We start from the raw sequence: 17,093 nt of genomic DNA on the forward strand, positions 1-17,093 counted from the left end.
CCCTCCAATTCCTTTAATTCACCGTTTTAACAAAAGGACAGATACTCGAACAGATGAGCGGTATACTCTTCTCCCAACAGATCTTGCAATAAAGGTTCCACTTGCTCCAGATACTCGGGCTTGGTTTCATAGGTTTCTTCATCTTTTACTTCTCCGGCATAGGTGCGCGCCGCTTCAATCAGGATGGCTAGTGCACTGAAAAAGTCTGACAGCGAATCAGCAACACGGTTTGGTTCTCCACCTGTAAAAGCGGCATATACGGGAGAGTTTGGTGCTTCCACATCTACAATTAACGGATCATCGTTAAAGTTTGCGATGACGACGTGATTTTTTGGCCAAGTGGAGGACTCCTCATAAGGTTCATTCATGCCAATCCAGCGGAACCCCAGTTGCTGACGAAGCAGATGTTCAGGTGCGACAAAGGAAATCAGCGCTGCATCACCGATTTCGACGGCGGCATTTTTCATTTTGAGTGTACCTTCCGCATCCGCATCCATCATTTCATAATGACTGTACAGATACTGAAGTTCTGGAGAAAGAGGTATTCGAGTATCCACTTCCGGCTGGTGATGTTGTTCGCGGGGACGCAGATCATGATTTTTAAAAAGTCCATAAGCTTCATTATATATATCCTGCTGTTCCACCAAACGGCTCAAGGCCGCATCCAGTTGTTGCATGATGTCTGAGTCCTCCTAATAACATTGATATAATAACAGGCCGATTCGTTTGATTCTTGGCTATAAGCATTATACTATATCAAAGATAAATTCAAAAAAACATTTGAATACGTTTACATTCATGAGTGGACATGATATACTTTCACTCAAATAAGGATTGTTACTGCTTTGGGCAGGCAAAACCTGAACATCACTATGCGTGGACTTTGTTCCATTCATAATGTTGTTCGGGTTTTTTTGCATTCTACGGTCCATATTAAGGATAGAAAAAACAGAGGACGTACTTATTTCCAACCCAACACTAACATCACGCTGTACAGAAGAAAGGGGAGCATTATGAACAAGAGAAAATGGTTAAACGGTTTTGCCGCAGGTTGTCTCAGTATCATCCTGGTGATTAGTGGGTGCGCATCCAAAGCGCCACAAACCGTAAGTGACACACCGAATCAGCCGACAGAACAGACAGAGAATGAAACCCAGGAACCTGCAAACAACCAAGCTGCCAAAGGCAGAACAGTGATTACAACCGACGGTGAAGTGGATGATATGAACTCCGTCATTCGTTTCCTCTTATATTCGAATGAGATGGACCTTGCCGGAATTGTACTGACCAGCTCGGTGTATCATTATGCTGGAGACGAGGAAGCGGGGATCCAACCGTTCCGCTGGACAGGCACACAGTGGGTGTACGACATGATCGATGCCTATGGCGAGATTTACCCGAACTTGTCCAAACATGCGGATGGGTACCCGGAGCCGGAACAGCTTCGAGCGATGACGAAGATCGGTAATATTTCCGATAAAGGGGAGATGGAGAAGGAAACCGAAGGTTCTGAGTTCCTCGAAACTCTTTTCCTCGATGATGACTCCCGAGACCTGATTGTTCAGACATGGGGGGGCACCAATACCACAGCCAGAGCGCTGAAATCGATTGAAGAACAGTACAAAGATACGGCCGAGTGGGATACGATTCGCAAAAAAGTCAGTGACAAACTGGTCCTGTACATCATCCTCGATCAGGATGACAGCTACAACGAATACATTGCGAAGAATTGGCCGGATATCCGCATTCTCAACGACCAATCGAACTTCTGGCATTTTGCCTATGCATGGAAGATGCATGCCGAAGAAGTGAACAGTAAGCTTCATGGCGACTGGATGGTCAAGAACATTCTGGACGGACATGGCAAGCTGATGGATATGTATGCATCGATGGGTGATGGTAAAATGATCGAAGGCGAACTAGCCGAAGAACAACGGGGAAGTGCTGAGTATCTGAAGAACAATCCACAATATGACAAGTACGATTTTATATCTGAGGGTGACTCTCCTTCCTTCTTTTATCTGATTGATAATGGGCTGCGCAGTATGGAAGACCCTTCCTACGGCGGTTGGGGTGGACGCTTTGGCGTTGTGAACGACAAGCTGTTTAGAAACAATGTGCTTGATTACGATCCGTACACCAAACGCTATGAAGCCGAATACTCTCTGATGAGATGGTTTGACGATGTGCAGGATGATTTTGCAGCACGTGCAGACTGGGCCGTTGCAGACACTTACGAAGGTGCCAACCATAATCCGTCTTTAACGATTAAGGAAGGGGTGGATCTTAGTGTTAGTCCTGGGGAGGAAGTTACTCTTCACGCGGAGGGTAAAGACCCGGATGGAGATCAACTGACCTATACGTGGTGGAGATATTCCGAAGCGGACACTTATGAGGATTCCAAAGTAACACCGAACAAAGTTCAGCCTGAAATGGCGGGTGACCTGCAGCTTGGATTGCATCGTGAACTTGCCAAGGATGAGCAGGTGGATACGATAAAATTACAGGGCAGTGACACCGAAGCGGTGACATTTACCGTTCCTGACGATGCCAAATCGGGTGATACTCTTCATATCGTTGCCGAAGTACAGGATGATGGAGAGCATCAGTTGAAGCATTATCAACGTGTGATCCTAACTGTGAAATAAAGAAATAGGGGGGCTGTCCCAAAAGTCATCAACATGGCTGGTGGGACACCCCTCTTATTTATTTTTTTGGTGGATGAGAGAAGTTATTAATTATTTTTAATTCATATTCCAACATTTTCCGGTATACTAATCAGATAAAATGATTCAAGTGAATACTACCTCGGAGAGGTGATATGTAGTGACTGTTGATATACTTGTAAGAAATAATGTTAAGGTACTTGGCTCGGGTAGCCAAACGATTGTATTTGCTCATGGTTTTGGATGTGATCAGGATATGTGGCGTTACATTATTCCAGGTTTTATGGAGAACTACCGTGTGGTGTTGTTTGATTATGTTGGATCTGGCGAATCTCAAATTAACTATTATGATGCTATCAAATATAGCAACCTTCAAGGATACGCCCAGGATGTGCTGGAAGTTATGGAAGCGCTCGAACTAAAGGACACCATATTTGTCGGGCATTCCGTCAGTAGTATGATTGGTATGCTGGCATCAATTCAGAACCCCAAATATTTCAAAAAAATTATAATGTTAGGGCCCTCCCCACGTTACGTGAATGATCTGCCTAATTATTATGGAGGTTTCGATCGGAATGATATCGATGAATTGCTTGAGATGATGCAGATGAATTTTATTGGGTGGGCGAGTTATCTGGCACCCATTGTGATGAACAATCCGGAACGGAAAGAGCTGACGGAAGAGTTGGAGAAAAGCTTCTGCTCCAGAGATCCGCATATTGCGAGACAATTTGCCGAAGTGACGTTTTTATCTGACTGTCGTATTGATCTGGAGCAGGCAACTGTGCCAACATTAATTCTTCAGTGCTCGGATGACAGCATTGCCCCAGTAGAAGTAGGGGATTATCTACACGCCCATCTGAAGAATAGCAGGTTGCAACAGATGACGGCCAAGGGACATTATCCGCATCTAAGTCAACCGGAAGAAACCATCCGAATGATTAAGGATTATTTAACGAGCGCATAAAACGCGGAAGAAAGGCAGTTATTCCATGGATATACAATTAGATCTGGCTCCCTGTGGATACTTCTCTATCTCTGATTCGGGCGTCGTACAGTCGATTAATCAAACTTTGCTTACGATGCTTGGATATGAACGCGATGAGCTCATAGGGCAACATATTGAATCCACCATGTCGGTGAGCAACAAGGTGTTTTTCCATACGTATTTCTATCCCTACATCCAGTTATATGGACATGTGGACGAGATGTACTTCACGTTCCGTACCCGTGATCAGCAGGCTGTTCCTGTTCTGCTTAACGGTGTTCGTCAGACCCGTAACGGGGAAAGCGTGGTAGATTGTGTCGTTGTAGTCATGCGTAAGCGAATCGAACATGAGAAGGATATTTTGCATACCAAAACGAAGCTTCAGGAGCTGTATCAAGCGACGCAAGAAGCGAATAAGGAGCTTGAACGACTGCATGAGGAATATAAAATTAAAGAGCAGGCGTTAATCAAAGTGAATGATCAGTTGGAGACAATGGCCTCCACCGACTTGTTGACAGGATTGAAGAACCGCAGGTTTTTCCAGGAAAAAATGCTTGAAAGCTTACTGATGTTCCAGGAGAAACAACGTTATTTCTCCCTTCTCGTTGTGGACATTGATCATTTCAAAAACATTAATGATACGTACGGACATCCGATCGGAGATCTGGTGCTCGGTAATCTGGCAGGGCTGCTGCAAACGGTATCGCGAAGTACGGATGTGGTTGCACGTTACGGTGGGGAGGAATTTGTTGTCATTCTTCCAGATTGTGAAGAGGAGCAGGCGATCGGTATTGCAGAACGATATCGTTCACAGGTTGCTTCAGCCGATTGGGGTGAATATAACATTACTGTGAGTATCGGTGCGGCCACTGTAGTCGAGGATGATACGGAAAAGTCCTTGTTCCAAAGAGCGGACAACGCCCTGTATGCCTCCAAAACCGGAGGACGAAACCGGGTGACACATGCAGCTCAGATGGTAAAAAGTTAAGGGTTGGATTACATCAAAAGAAAGCAAAAAGGAGTCTGTGCATGATGAGGGAGATGATCCCACATGCACAGGCTCCTTTTATTTGCGTGAAAAAGATTTACTAAGTTGAGATGGCAGACTCAGGGTTAATTTATCGCGGTGCAAGGTAACCATACGCCTTTGCCGGAGAGTTCGCCTGAGGACGAAAATCTTCGTTGGGTTCATCCATAAATGCCGGGTTCACATATATGGAGTGTGCATCATTGCCAGATCCCTTGATGTAGGCGGCGATGCCGGAGTAGGCTTTATTTTTCCAAACCCACAGGGCATCTTCCTGCTCACCTGGTGAGTAATAGACATTATGGTCAAACACATTGCCGGTATTGCTAGTATATTCGTTGTATATTAGTACTTCCGAGCTGCCTGATACGAGAATGTTACGCATGAATGTATTGTTCTTTGTCCGTGACTGCATGAATAACTGTCCATTGCCTGCATTCAGGGTATCATTTCCCACAAGCGTATTGTACATAATCTTGCTATCCTCGGTAGCTCCTCGTTCCTCGTCATAACCTCCCATGGCAATACCCGTCAATCTATTGGAATAAATCAGGTTATCACGCACGGTAATGTTGCTGGTTGAACGTCCGGCATGCTCTGATGCAATCTCAATTCCGATGTCGCTCCGATATACCCGGTTCTGGTCGATGATATGATCTTTCCCGCCATCTACATAGATGCCGCCGGCCGAGTTGGTATTATTGGGCAGGTCTGTACCGTAGGAGGGATTGTTATTGGACGTAATATCGTATACTTCGTTGCCTCGTACAATGCCGTTCCGAGCCTGATCGTACGTGTCGTCCTCGGACGTACCCTCGTACCCGATCAGATCAATACCAATATTGTCGGAATCATGGATGATATTGTCCTGGATGGCAAAGGTATCAACATTACCGTTGACTGCGAGTGACTCGCTTGAACCAAGTGTAAGATCATACAATTCATTATCCTTGATGATGATATCGCGTAAAGCTTGAGGGTGCTCTGTGCCATATATGGCAATACCGTGGGCATCCCTGCCCCGCAAATCGGGACCTTCAGGAGTTGCGTAACTAGCAATCGCGTGTATGGTGTTGCCTAACAGCTGAATATGCTCACCTGCTCCGTGGACATAGATCCCGGTTGGAACTTGGCCCCCAAGTGTGGTTGTAAAATTACGAATTTCGAGATTTTGAATCGTGAGATAACTGGCATTTTCAATTTCAATTAACCCTTCAATGCCCCGGACAGATAAACCTTTACCATCAATGATAACCTGCTCCTGAGGATAACTTGAAAATAGGGTTGGATTAGCGGAAGAATTACCGCTCCGGGTGATTTTGACTTTCTGATGATAGACACCTTCACGCAAATAGATCGTGCTTCCTGGCGAAGCGTGGTCGGCTGCGTGCTGCAACGTTTTCCAAGGAGATTGAATGGTTCCTTTATTCGAGTCGTTTCCTTGGGGTGATATGTAATGGATGACCTGGGGATCAGACTTTTGAACAGAAACGGGTTCCTTCATGGCAGATGTATGATTCTGACAACCGGATACGAGCACCATCAGAATCGGAATCATAAGTATAACTACGCGAATCAAATCGTTTCCCCCTTGAATTTAGCTTTGAAGATAGATTATAGCAGATTTGAACGGGTTAATAACCCATGATATGCTCTTATAAAATCAGCGAGGAGACTGCTCATGAATACATTAACGATAGCTGAATTAGTAGATCGGGAGAATCACGCATGGGAAGAACTCAAGGAACTTCTGGATAGTGGGCAAAATACATATGTGTATGTTCCAGCAAAACAAGAGGCTGGAGAGGATACCCTCTATCGTCTGCAAATAAGCACCAAATCCTATTTGGGGGCTGTTGCTTATGAGACAGAAGGTATTGTACTGGACCATGGCTGGATCACGTTGCTTGGTGCGGGTGGTGACAGTACATCGGGGAGTCTCACCAGTTGGAATGGTGTGAGTGAGCAACCTTGGGTAGATGTGCTGGAAGGTATGATGGTCGTTGCATATGATGCGGCAGGCGGTTTCTTCGGACTGGATACAGGCAAGTATGGCCGCACGGGACACATATATTATTTTGCACCGGATACACTCGAATGGGAATCGACAGAACTGGCATATTCAGGTTTCATCAACTGGCTGGCGAATGGTGATCTGGAGCAGTTCTATCGGACCTTTCGCTGGAAAGGCTGGCAAGAGGATATGTCTCAGCTCCAGACAGGACAAGTATTTGCGTATTACCCACCACTTTGGACGCAGGAAGGTGACGGCGAGAGCAGTAGTAAAGCCCCAATTAGCATAATGGAGGCCTGGAAGTTCGCACTGGACGGTAAATAGTTGGCATGCTGCTGTAGGATGAAATCAGGAAAGTAACCGGTAAGTTCAAGTTCATTGAGTGATCTACTTTAAAAAAACGGCGTTTCTGTTCCAAACTAAAAAAGGCTCGCGCTTGCTGCGGGCCTCTTTGTTCTGAACTTTAAACCTCAATTATCAATTGTCCAATGTAACAGGTTTAATGCCTGAGCGTGAAGCTCTGCTATGCCAGACGGTCAACCCGAGTGAAACAACGCAGACGAGCAACAGACAAGCATACACCACATGATAAGCTTGCTCGACCGAGACTCCCGGAATGCTGTGTAGCAGCAGCCCACACACGGCTACAGACACCGAACCACCGAAGAACTGAATCAATTGTAACATGCCCATACCGGAACCGATTTGCGCTTTGGGCAGCACACGTGACGCTTCATTATTCAGTGAAGCCATGGAGGCTGACAGTGCCGGTGAGAAAAAGAGATAACCACTGGTAATGATCAAGGCGGACTGATCCAGTCCGAGCATGAATAAAGCAAGTACCGCTGCGAGCAGGGTGTGTCCGATGATCATAAATCGCATATTGTCATAACGGTCGATCCAGCGTCCAACGAAACGGGTGCAGAATGCTGCAACAATAGCTCCAGGTGCAATCAGCAAACCAATGGCGAGCGAAGAGCGTCCATATAAATCAGCGAGCACAAGCGGCATCAAAAACAGATTTCCCAGATTCACCACCAGCACGCAGAATCCGATAAGGATTAACCGGGTGTATCCTGGCGTTCGGAATACTTGTGGATTCACAAACGGAAGACTCGCTTTTCGAATATACAGGAGGTGTGCAACAAGTGAAATAACGCCCACGGCAAACCATAACCAGGATTGCTGGGTGATCGCGACGAGAAGTGTAGTGGCATTAATGACGGTTAGTATGGCACCAATAACATCGAACGGCTGATCTGTTTTGACTGTTTCCCGTGGAAGGAAATAGAGCAATACAGGCAGGGCGAGCAAGACAAGCACCGTTATGGCAAAAAGTCCGTTCCAGCCCCAGTATTCGCTAATGAGTCCGCCGACAATGGGGCCAAGTCCAAAAGCCATGGCGCTACCTGATGAGATCAGCGCGATGGCAGCTCCGCGTCGTTCCACCGGGATGTAACGACTTGCAATGACGAGACCCAGCCCGGCCATAACTCCTGCACCCGCAGATTGCAGAATACGTGTCAGTAACAGGATTGCAAAGTTATGTGCGAACAACCCTAGCAATGAAGATAACCCCAGGATCAGAAGCCCGACCGTTAACAGTTTGCGTACCGGGATACGGTCTGACAATCGGCTGTAGATCACCGTCGACAGGGCGTAACCAATCGAATAACTTGAGATGACCCAAGACCCCAGGTCCGAGGTAATCTGTAGATCTTGAATAATGACTGGCAAAGAAACATTGAACATGGTGGTATTCATCACAACGATGAACAAGCAGCATGTCCAGAGTGGCATGACAATTTTATCTTTCACGGTACCATTCCTGTCTTGGGTATGAATATGAATTCGGATTGAGCTCTGATGAAAATGTGATGAAAAGCAATATATCATTTTACACCCAAATTTATCATATGGCAATAATGTCATATTAATTCATTCGGATGTGATGAGCATAGAAAGATATTAATAATAAACAATAGACGGATTTCCTGAATTTAACTAAAATGATCATTGAAGCATACATAAGCAGATGGATCAGCGGTTAGGTAACTAGATATGTAAGTAATTAGCATGTTGAATTGAAAATGAAGGAGATTATACCCATGACTCATGCATTATTAATGTCCCATAGCGTATTTCCGACGCTTGATATGAATCGAACCGCGCAGTTTTATGAAGAAAAGATGGGCTTTCGGGTCGTCGAATATCTCGATGCCGCGGAACCTCATATCTGCCTGTATCGTGATCTTACCGAGATTATTTTGACCCAAAGCAATGGACAGAAGGTCATACCCAACAGAGAATTATATGGCTATGGATATGATGCATATTTTATTACCCAGAACCAGGAAGAGCTTCAACAGGAATTGATCAACGCAGATGTGAAAATCGTACGTGCCCTCAATCATACAGACTATAATAACAAGGAGTTTGTGATCGAGGATATTGATGGACGCTGGATCGCTTTTGGCATCAAACAGGGATAATTAGATACAGAAACAGGCGCTCCGATAACGGGCGCCTGTTTGTGCATGTTATAACTGCAGATCTTACGCCACAGTAACTTGTTTGCCGCGATTGCGAATCCACTTGATGACATCCATGAGAATGACTGCAGCAAGAGCAAGTCCGCCTGCAATCAGGAACTCATTCCAGCCGAATGTATCCGGGATGGCGAAGACACCGCGAACACCTGGAATCAGTGTGATTGCATAGAGACAGAGACATACCAGAATGGAGCCAAGCACGAATTTATTGGTCGTGAAACCCACCTGGAAGATCGTCTGTGTGTTGGAACGTGCTGCAAAAGTTTGCAGACTGCGTGCCAGAATCAAGGTTGTGAATGCCATAGCCACACTGATTTCCTCCGAGATGCCAAGTCCAATATATTGGGACACAATAACAGCCGCACCAATCAGGACACCACGCGTAATCACAGCTTGCAGGGTTCCGCCTGCGAAGATACCCTCGTTAATATCACGCGGTTTGCGTCGCATGACATCCGGCTCGGGTTTCTCTGTACCCAAAGCAATGGCAGGCAGGGAGTCGTTCACCAGATTGATGAACAGCAGCTGTAGGGCCGTAAATGGATTAACCCAGCCGACGATCAAGGCAAACAAAATGGCGATAATCGCGCCGAGGTTACCGGCAAACAGGTATGCGATGGCTTTTTTGATGTTATCAAATACCATCCGTCCAACACTGACCGCATTCACGATGGAGACAAAGTTATCATCCGTCAGAATCATGGCAGCCGCATCCTTGGCGACATCTGTTCCGCTACCCATCGCTACGCCGATGTCGGCTTGTTTCAGCGCAGGTGCGTCATTAACTCCATCTCCGGTCATGGCTGCAACTTTACCTTTTCGCTGCCATGCACGCACAATCCGGATTTTGTTCTCAGGTGATACTCTGGCGTAAACCGAGATATGTTCGAGTTGTTGATCCAGCTCCTCATCAGACATTTTGTCCAGTTCGGCTCCGGTAATGGCGAGGTCATCCGGTTCGGCAAGGCCGATATCCACACCGATCGCCTGAGCCGTTGTTTTGTGATCTCCAGTGATCATGATGGTGCGAATGCCCGCTTTTTTGGACTCTTCAATAGAACCGTATACCGCTTCACGCGGTGGGTCAATCATCGCTGTCAAACCAACCAGTGTCAGATCATGCTCGTCATCAATGGTGACCTGGTTTTTATCATCGAATTTTTTGTACGCGTAGGCCAGCACACGGAAGGCACGTTTCGAGAAGGCCTCATTTTTTTCTTCAAACTGTGTGCGAATCTCAGGTGTGAGGGGCTGAACCTCACCGTTGATAAACACATGACTACAGCGACTGAACAGCACATCAGGTCCACCCTTGGTCAGCAAAGCCGTCTGTCCCTCAAAGGTATGCACCGTACTCATGAGCTTTCGATCCGAGTCAAAAGGAAGCTCAGCTTCACGCGGGAACTGGTCACGGATTTCATTGTAATCCTTGTTCACCCGGTTGCTGAAGGCAATGAGGGCCACTTCGGTTGGATCACCCAATTCCTTGCCTTCCTGGTTAATATTTGAATCATTGCAGAGCACTGCAATATGTAACAGACGCCGTTCCTCTTCCGACCACTGATCGGGATCATCGGGGAATTCGTCCTTGGTGCCATGGGGAATGTAATAATCAACGACAGTCATCTTATTCTGAGTTAGCGTTCCTGTTTTATCCGTACAGATGATACTGGCAGAGCCGAGCGCCTCAACGGCAGGCAGTCTACGAATGATCGCATGTTGTTTGGCCATCTTATTTGTTCCGAGTGACAATACGATAGTCACAATGGAGGATAAGGCCTCAGGAATGGCAGCAACCGCAACAGCTACGGCAAACATCAGTGCATTTACGATGGAAGGCCCGATATTCTCCGTACCTTCGGTCAACCATACACGACCGGCTTCAATGCCAAAGATGAGAATCGACAAGCCCAGGATGAAAAAGCCCAGTTTTTTGCTGAATGATTCCAACTTGCGCTGTAATGGTGTGTTCTTGGCTTCGGCATTTTCAATCAGTTCGGCAATTTTGCCGATTTCGGTTTTGAGAGCTGTACCTGTAATGACAAGCATGCCCCGTCCATATACGACCAGTGAGCCACTGAAGGCCATATTGCGACGATCTCCGATTGGAGCCTCATCCGGGATGGTATCGGCGTGTTTCTCCGCAGCTTCGGACTCTCCGGTCAACATGCCTTCGTTGATTTTCAAACTTCCTGATTCCAGGATACGCCCGTCTGCCGGGACATAATCACCTGCATCCAGCATAACAATATCACCGGGAACGAGTTCCCTCGCTGGAATGGTTTTTTTCTGCCCGTCACGAATGACCTTGGCTTCAGGTGCAGACATTTGTTTCAGCGCGTCAAGTGAACTCTCGGCTTTTTTGGTCTGCACTACACTGATCACCGCGTTGAGCAAAATAACCAGGAATATGATCAATGATTCAATCAGGTGTCCAAGTACAACCTGTACCGCGGCTGCAATCAGCAGCACGATGACCATCGGATCTTTGAAATTTTCGAGGAACAATTTCCAGACGGGTGTTGCATCTTTACCTTTTAACTCGTTATATCCTTCCGTTTCAATTCTCTTGGCAGCTTCGGAGGTCGTAAGTCCCTTGGAGGAACTTTGTACATCCTGAAGGGTTTCCTCCGCACTGTGTCTGTAATGTTGCAATTGACCAGCTCCTTGAATATTAGATTTCTCTGTGTATTACCCTTACGGGCAAAATCTAGAATCGTTTCATTTTCGTATTTTTTTAAGATTATGGATTTATACGTTTTTAGCTGTACACAGTATTTTTCATAATGATCCGAGATATGCCTTTTTTTGAATGTTATTATTTCCAGTTTGGATGATAATCTGGAGAACCAAATATAGATGTTGGATCAGAAACTGTGTGCACCATCACACTAGCTCATATCAGGGTCTGTTACGCTATTACATAACGAACTGCGTTTAATCTAAGTTTGGAGGGGAAACCATATGTTTTGTTATCAGTGCGAACAGACGCCGAGTGGCGGGTGTACCGTGGTAGGGGTATGCGGCAAAAACGAAACAATCGCAAGTTTGCAGGATACGATGATTTTTGCGTTAAAAGGCATCGCTGCTTATGCGACACATGCACGCCAGTTGGGATATTCTGATCCTGAGGTGGATCGGATTACACATGAGGCATTATATATGACATTAACGAACTCGAATTTTAATGTACAGGAACATCTGGAGATGGCGATGAAGGTAGGTAATGCAGCAATCCGCATTATGGATGTGCTGGATCGTGCGCACACGGACCGTTTTGGTGTACCGCAACCGATTACGGTTAGCCAGAACCAGATTGAAGGACAGTGCATCGTGGTGACGGGACATAATCTGTATGCATTGGAGGAGTTGCTTCGTCAAACTGAAGGGAAAGGAATCAACATCTATACCCACTCGGAAATGTTGCCTGCGCACGGTTATCCGGCGCTGAAGAAATACGCCCATCTCAAGGGTAATATCGGCAAAGCCTGGTACGATCAGCGCAGACTGTTCGAACAATTCCCGGGTGCGATTCTCGCAACGACGAACTGTGTTATGCCGATCAAAGGCACATATGCAGACCGCTTTTTCTCATACGAAGTGGCGGGTCTGGAGGGTGTTGCCAAGATTATGGATGATGACTTCTCACCTCTGATTGAACGTGCATTGTCCCTGCCTGCGGCCGATATACAGTCCGAGCAAGTCTTAACGACAGGGTACCATCATGAGACCGTGATTGGGCTTGCGCCAGAGATTATTCAAGCGGTGAAAGACGGTCATATCCGTCGGTTCTTCGTTATTGCAGGCTGTGATGCACCAGGCAAAGGCGGCAACTACTATCGTGAACTCGCGACATCATTGCCGAATGATACCGTAATTCTGACGACTTCCTGTGGTAAGTTCCGCTTCAACGATGTGGATTATGGTACGGTTGGAGACACGGGTATACCGCGTTATATCGATCTGGGTCAATGCAACAATTCCGGTTCTACGGTGAAAATTGCAATGGCTTTGGCGGATGCTTTTGGCTGTACCGTGAACGAGTTACCTGTCAGTATTGTGCTGTCCTGGTTTGAGCAAAAAGCAGTTGCGATCCTGCTTGGCCTGTTCAGCCTTGGCATTCAGGACATTCGTATTGGACCAAAACCGCCTGAGTTTATATCGGAAGGTGTCTTGGATGTACTCGTAGATATGTTTGGTCTAAAGTTAATTACAACGGCAGAAGAAGATATGAACGCGATGTTGGCACTGTCATAGGATGAGGATGTATATTTACGTGCAACATCATCTGATGACTGCGAATGTCGGTTGTGAGTATGAAGAGTATGACTCATACGTACAGATGGATAAGAGCCTACATAAAAGTAGGCTTTTTTGCTTTTTCGACTTTCATAGGTCCATATACCTTGTATAAATGAACATGAAATGTCAGGTAAATTAGTTTTTTTATCCTATTGAAGTTTTTTCATGGAAATGTGTATATAGATAGAGGCATATTAGATCATAACACATCACAAAACACGGGTTTACCGTAATATGAGGAGATCGTACATAATGCATGACACACAGATTGAAGATTGGTTGAAACTCGCAGGTGGCAAGGAGAACATTAAGCTCGTAGAACATGATAAGGACACAACGACACTGGTACTGAAGGACAGTACACAGTTGAACATGTCGGCTCTTACCTCCGCAGATGTTGTAGCAAATATTCGGGTAACAGGTGAGCATTGTCATCTGGTAATAAGAGATGAATCTTCACTCATCTACAATACGTTACTGGGTATGGACGCTTGGGATTCGACAGGGACAGCGTTGCAGGAAGCGGGACACGCGAAGAAAAACGGATTCTCGATCTTACATTTTGTATCCGATGTATTCAGGCCCTTGATGCCTGCGATTCTCGGAGCCGCTGTTATTAAAATTATAGTCGCCATTATTGCGTTAATGGATACGTACAGTTCTGCCGACTCTTCAGCATTGATGGACAGCCAGACCTTTACGATCTTCAGGATCATTGGAGACAGTGTATTTTATGTACTGCCTGTATTGGTAGCAATCAGCACAGCGTATCGGTTGAAGAGTAATATCTATGTTGCAGCATCTATTGGCGGACTCATGTTTTATCCGGAGATGACCATGCTGATGTCAGGGGAAAAAGAGGTGCATTTCCTGGGTTTGCCACTTGTGTCCCAGCCTGCTTTTTACTCTACACCCATCTGGGTCATTCTCACGATCTGTGCAGCGGCCTGCCTGGAAAGAGTCATTGAACGATGGAGTCCAAAATTCTCCAAAGGGATGGTTGCTCCATTCCTGACGTTACTGATTCTTGTTCCGCTAGTATTGATGATACTTGGTCCAGTCGGCACCTGGATTGATGAATATCTGCCGGAGGCATTGAATTCACTAGTAGCTAATGCTCCAGTGTTGTCGGTGATGTTACTGGGAGCTGTCTTCTCACTGATGTTAATTATAGGATTACACTACTGGCTGATTGCCATCATCATTAATGAAATGGTTATGAATGGTGGTTCTATGGTGATTGCTGCCATGTTAGTGGCGATTGTTGGACAAACGGGGGCCGCGCTTGCAAACGGAATCCGCTCGAAAGAGCCAACATCAAGAAGCCTGGCTTTCTGGGCTACTGGAACCGCCCTCCTTGGAGTGGTAGAGCCTGCATTGTATGCGGTCAACATGAGAAAAAGATCCTCTTTCTATGCGGCATTGCTGGGTGGAGCTGCGGGTGGACTATATTTCGGATTGTTATCTGTCAAGGCATTTGCTATGGTGGGAAATCCGAGCTTGGTCAGCCTCCCGCTCTTCATCGAAGAGGGTAGCCTGAATCTGTTACACACTTGCATTGGTGTGGTTATTGCATTTGGTGTCTCAGGTGGACTAACGTATTGGATGGCAGGAAAAGGACAGAAACGGGGACAGGGGTCACCGAAAGCTAGTATTGATTAATATGTAAAACGTAGCATTGAAAAGTAGCATTAAAGTTGTAAGAAAGAGCTTGTACCTTATGGTGCGGGCTTTTTTGTTGTGTTTTTCTGATTAATGTAAGTATGAAATGTATAATCGCTGTCCTCCATGTTATTCAAGCCATACCTTGTTGGTTATGGAGTTGTCATGTATTTTGATATAGTGAAACCTATAAATCTGGATTACTAATCCCTTTGAAAGGATAACCTATGTCTGACAACATGGAATGGATTGCTCAATGGAAGTCAACGAATGCACTAAGCAACACATGGATAACGAAAGGCGAGCTGCATCACTTTTTCAGTCACACCTTGATATTTATCATTGATGGAAAAGCGATCTGGAATATAAATGGACACCTAGTTCACGTCTCCTATGGAGAATTAATTGCGCTTGAAGAGAACTCCGTAATGGAGGTCATTGAAGGTGGCAACCTGGATCTGGCAGGCTGGTATGTTCAGTTCGATACATATTCGGTGCTGCATGATAGACGGGAAGCTCAGAAGTTCGAATGGCGGTTACCGTCAGGAGAGGCGTATCAGAAAGTGCAACTGTCCGGTGGAAGTCTGCCAAGTATCATTCAGCATTGGAGTGAAGTGCATACACCGGATCAGAGTGCAGAAAGGGTTGGCAATCAGCATTTGTTATATGAGTTGTTAAGTAATCTATATCGGAAACAGCCGGATAACGAGTTGAAGCCGGAACACGGTATACTTCGCTCCATTGACTACATGCAGCAGCATTATGATCAGGTCATTACACGTACACAGTTAGCTCAAATTGCCGGTATTAGTCCATGGCATTATTCCCGCAAATTTAGTGAGCGATATGGTAAGCCACCTCTGGATTATCTGGCCCACTACCGGATCTATCGCGCGCAGGAAGAACTGATATTAACCGCTGCAACCTCACAGGATATTGCCAAAAAAACTGGATTTGAAGATGCTCATTATTTTAGCCGACGATTCAAACAGTTGACTGGCGTATCACCTAAGAAATATAGGCAGACGATGACGCAGCGCAAGATGGTGTCACTTTCTCCAATCTGTGCAGAAATTATGATTCATCTGGGTGTCATCCCCCATGCCGTAGTGGTCACCCCAATCCTGCTGTCCCCACATCACCATGAACAATTTAAAGCGTATGGAGTAGAGATGCTGGAGGTAACACAGTATGAGGTGGAGATAGAACTTGTTCGACAAGTTCAACCGGAGATGTTGATAGGAAACGTATTGACGGAAGAGGTCAAAAGGGAGTTGCGCACAATTGCACCGATTCTAACCGGACTTCATCAAGATGTAGAACCAATGCTCAATCAAATGGCAGCCTGGTTTTATAAAGAAGATGAGGCTTATAGACTGCATCAGCAGATGAAACACGAAGTCAGCGTAGCTAAGCGACAGTTGCAACCCTTCATCCAATCCGCGTCCACTGTCATGCTGCTGAGGGTAGAAGCGTTTGGTTATCGATATCTGGGTGGGCATTCACACGGGGTATCACACTTGTTATATGAACAGCTTGGATTAACACTGCCGCAAGCACTGGATTCAGGTACAGCATGGTTTAACCCTTGTTCGCTTGAACTGCTCACACAAGCCAATCCCGATTACCTCTTTGTGGAGAAGCGGATTATGCAGCACTTCAGTGCTGAAGAGAATATGAGGAAACTATGGGAGAGTCCGCAATGGAACGAGCTGAAGGCTGTGAAAAATAATCGGGTATTTTACGTAGATACTCACCTGTGGGTAGACGGTCACGGAATAACGGGACACACTCTGATTCTTAATCAGATCATTCGCCATTTTACGGAATCTTTTCATGAGAGAGCACAATAATCCAACGGAATACGCACGATATGCTATGG

Annotated in this window: 12 protein-coding genes; 8 read left to right on the forward strand and 4 right to left on the reverse strand. The window is 45.9% G+C overall.

What is annotated here, in order from left to right; genetic code table 11:
* Window positions 1-26: 26 nt before the first annotated feature.
* A complete protein-coding gene (locus MKY28_RS03940) occupies window positions 27-677 on the reverse strand; it encodes a hypothetical protein (protein ID WP_340935020.1) in 651 nt (216 codons plus the stop codon).
* A gap of 336 nt (window positions 678-1,013) precedes the next feature.
* On the opposite strand from MKY28_RS03940, the gene MKY28_RS03945 reads away from it, so the two are divergent.
* The 3 genes from MKY28_RS03945 (at window position 1,014) to MKY28_RS03955 (ending at window position 4,642) form a co-directional block, all read left to right on the forward strand.
* Entirely contained in the window at window positions 1,014-2,648 is a 1,635-nt protein-coding gene (locus tag MKY28_RS03945) for a DUF1593 domain-containing protein (RefSeq protein WP_340935022.1), read from the forward strand.
* Window positions 2,649-2,826: 178 nt separating this feature from the next.
* Window positions 2,827-3,633 (forward strand): alpha/beta fold hydrolase, encoded by an 807-nt coding sequence (locus MKY28_RS03950; RefSeq protein ID WP_036617433.1) that lies wholly within the window; start codon window positions 2,827-2,829, stop codon window positions 3,631-3,633.
* A 25-nt stretch (window positions 3,634-3,658) separates the two neighbouring features.
* A complete protein-coding gene (locus tag MKY28_RS03955; RefSeq protein ID WP_340935026.1) occupies window positions 3,659-4,642 on the forward strand; it encodes a sensor domain-containing diguanylate cyclase in 984 nt (327 codons plus the stop codon).
* A gap of 130 nt (window positions 4,643-4,772) precedes the next feature.
* Here the strand turns inward: MKY28_RS03955 and MKY28_RS03960 are convergent, their stop codons facing one another.
* Window positions 4,773-6,260 carry a DUF5123 domain-containing protein gene (locus MKY28_RS03960; protein WP_445670882.1) on the reverse strand — a complete coding sequence of 496 codons (1,488 nt, stop codon included), beginning with the start codon at window positions 6,258-6,260 and terminating at the stop codon, window positions 4,773-4,775.
* A gap of 102 nt (window positions 6,261-6,362) precedes the next feature.
* Between MKY28_RS03960 and MKY28_RS03965 the strand changes: the two genes are divergently transcribed.
* The gene (locus tag MKY28_RS03965; RefSeq protein ID WP_036668639.1) at window positions 6,363-7,019 is read left to right on the forward strand and encodes a DUF2625 domain-containing protein; all 657 of its coding nucleotides are present in this window, start codon (window positions 6,363-6,365) and stop codon (window positions 7,017-7,019) included.
* Between the two features lie 153 nt (window positions 7,020-7,172).
* Here MKY28_RS03965 and MKY28_RS03970 read toward each other — a convergent pair whose 3' ends face one another.
* Window positions 7,173-8,513 carry an MFS transporter gene (locus MKY28_RS03970; RefSeq protein WP_340935029.1) on the reverse strand — a complete coding sequence of 447 codons (1,341 nt, stop codon included), beginning with the start codon at window positions 8,511-8,513 and terminating at the stop codon, window positions 7,173-7,175.
* A 290-nt stretch (window positions 8,514-8,803) separates the two neighbouring features.
* Here MKY28_RS03970 and MKY28_RS03975 point away from each other — a divergent pair, with 290 nt between their 5' ends.
* Window positions 8,804-9,187, forward strand: a complete 384-nt coding sequence (locus MKY28_RS03975) for a VOC family protein (RefSeq protein ID WP_192133516.1) — start codon at window positions 8,804-8,806, stop codon at window positions 9,185-9,187.
* A 63-nt stretch (window positions 9,188-9,250) separates the two neighbouring features.
* Here MKY28_RS03975 and MKY28_RS03980 read toward each other — a convergent pair whose 3' ends face one another.
* Window positions 9,251-11,902, reverse strand: a complete 2,652-nt coding sequence (locus MKY28_RS03980) for a cation-translocating P-type ATPase (protein WP_036668636.1) — start codon at window positions 11,900-11,902, stop codon at window positions 9,251-9,253.
* Between the two features lie 309 nt (window positions 11,903-12,211).
* Between MKY28_RS03980 and hcp the strand changes: the two genes are divergently transcribed.
* The 3 genes from hcp to MKY28_RS03995 all read left to right on the forward strand — a co-directional run bounded on the left by hcp (window position 12,212) and on the right by MKY28_RS03995 (window position 17,064).
* A complete protein-coding gene (gene hcp, locus MKY28_RS03985) occupies window positions 12,212-13,504 on the forward strand; it encodes a hydroxylamine reductase (protein WP_076214070.1) in 1,293 nt (430 codons plus the stop codon).
* A gap of 297 nt (window positions 13,505-13,801) precedes the next feature.
* Window positions 13,802-15,211: a PTS transporter subunit EIIC gene (locus MKY28_RS03990; RefSeq protein WP_340935034.1), complete on the forward strand. Its 1,410-nt coding sequence runs from the start codon at window positions 13,802-13,804 to the stop codon at window positions 15,209-15,211.
* Between the two features lie 227 nt (window positions 15,212-15,438).
* Window positions 15,439-17,064, forward strand: coding sequence for a helix-turn-helix domain-containing protein (locus MKY28_RS03995; protein ID WP_340935036.1), 1,626 nt, complete (start codon window positions 15,439-15,441; stop codon window positions 17,062-17,064).
* Window positions 17,065-17,093 lie beyond the last annotated feature (29 nt).

Source organism: Paenibacillus sp. FSL R5-0473 (genome assembly GCF_038004565.1).
In the GTDB taxonomy this organism is placed as follows: domain Bacteria; phylum Bacillota; class Bacilli; order Paenibacillales; family Paenibacillaceae; genus Paenibacillus; species Paenibacillus amylolyticus.

Excerpts from the sequence above, each read along its gene's own strand:
- MKY28_RS03940 (WP_340935020.1), bottom strand. The coding sequence starts at position 677 with ATGCAACAACTGGATGCGGCCTTGAGCCGTTTGGTGGAACAGCAGGAT.
- MKY28_RS03945 (WP_340935022.1), top strand. The coding sequence starts at position 1,014 with ATGAACAAGAGAAAATGGTTAAACGGTTTTGCCGCAGGTTGTCTCAGT.
- MKY28_RS03955 (WP_340935026.1), top strand. The coding sequence starts at position 3,659 with ATGGATATACAATTAGATCTGGCTCCCTGTGGATACTTCTCTATCTCT.
- MKY28_RS03965 (WP_036668639.1), top strand. The coding sequence starts at position 6,363 with ATGAATACATTAACGATAGCTGAATTAGTAGATCGGGAGAATCACGCA.
- MKY28_RS03975 (WP_192133516.1), top strand. The coding sequence starts at position 8,804 with ATGACTCATGCATTATTAATGTCCCATAGCGTATTTCCGACGCTTGAT.
- hcp (WP_076214070.1), top strand. The coding sequence starts at position 12,212 with ATGTTTTGTTATCAGTGCGAACAGACGCCGAGTGGCGGGTGTACCGTG.
- MKY28_RS03990 (WP_340935034.1), top strand. The coding sequence starts at position 13,802 with ATGCATGACACACAGATTGAAGATTGGTTGAAACTCGCAGGTGGCAAG.
- MKY28_RS03995 (WP_340935036.1), top strand. The coding sequence starts at position 15,439 with ATGTCTGACAACATGGAATGGATTGCTCAATGGAAGTCAACGAATGCA.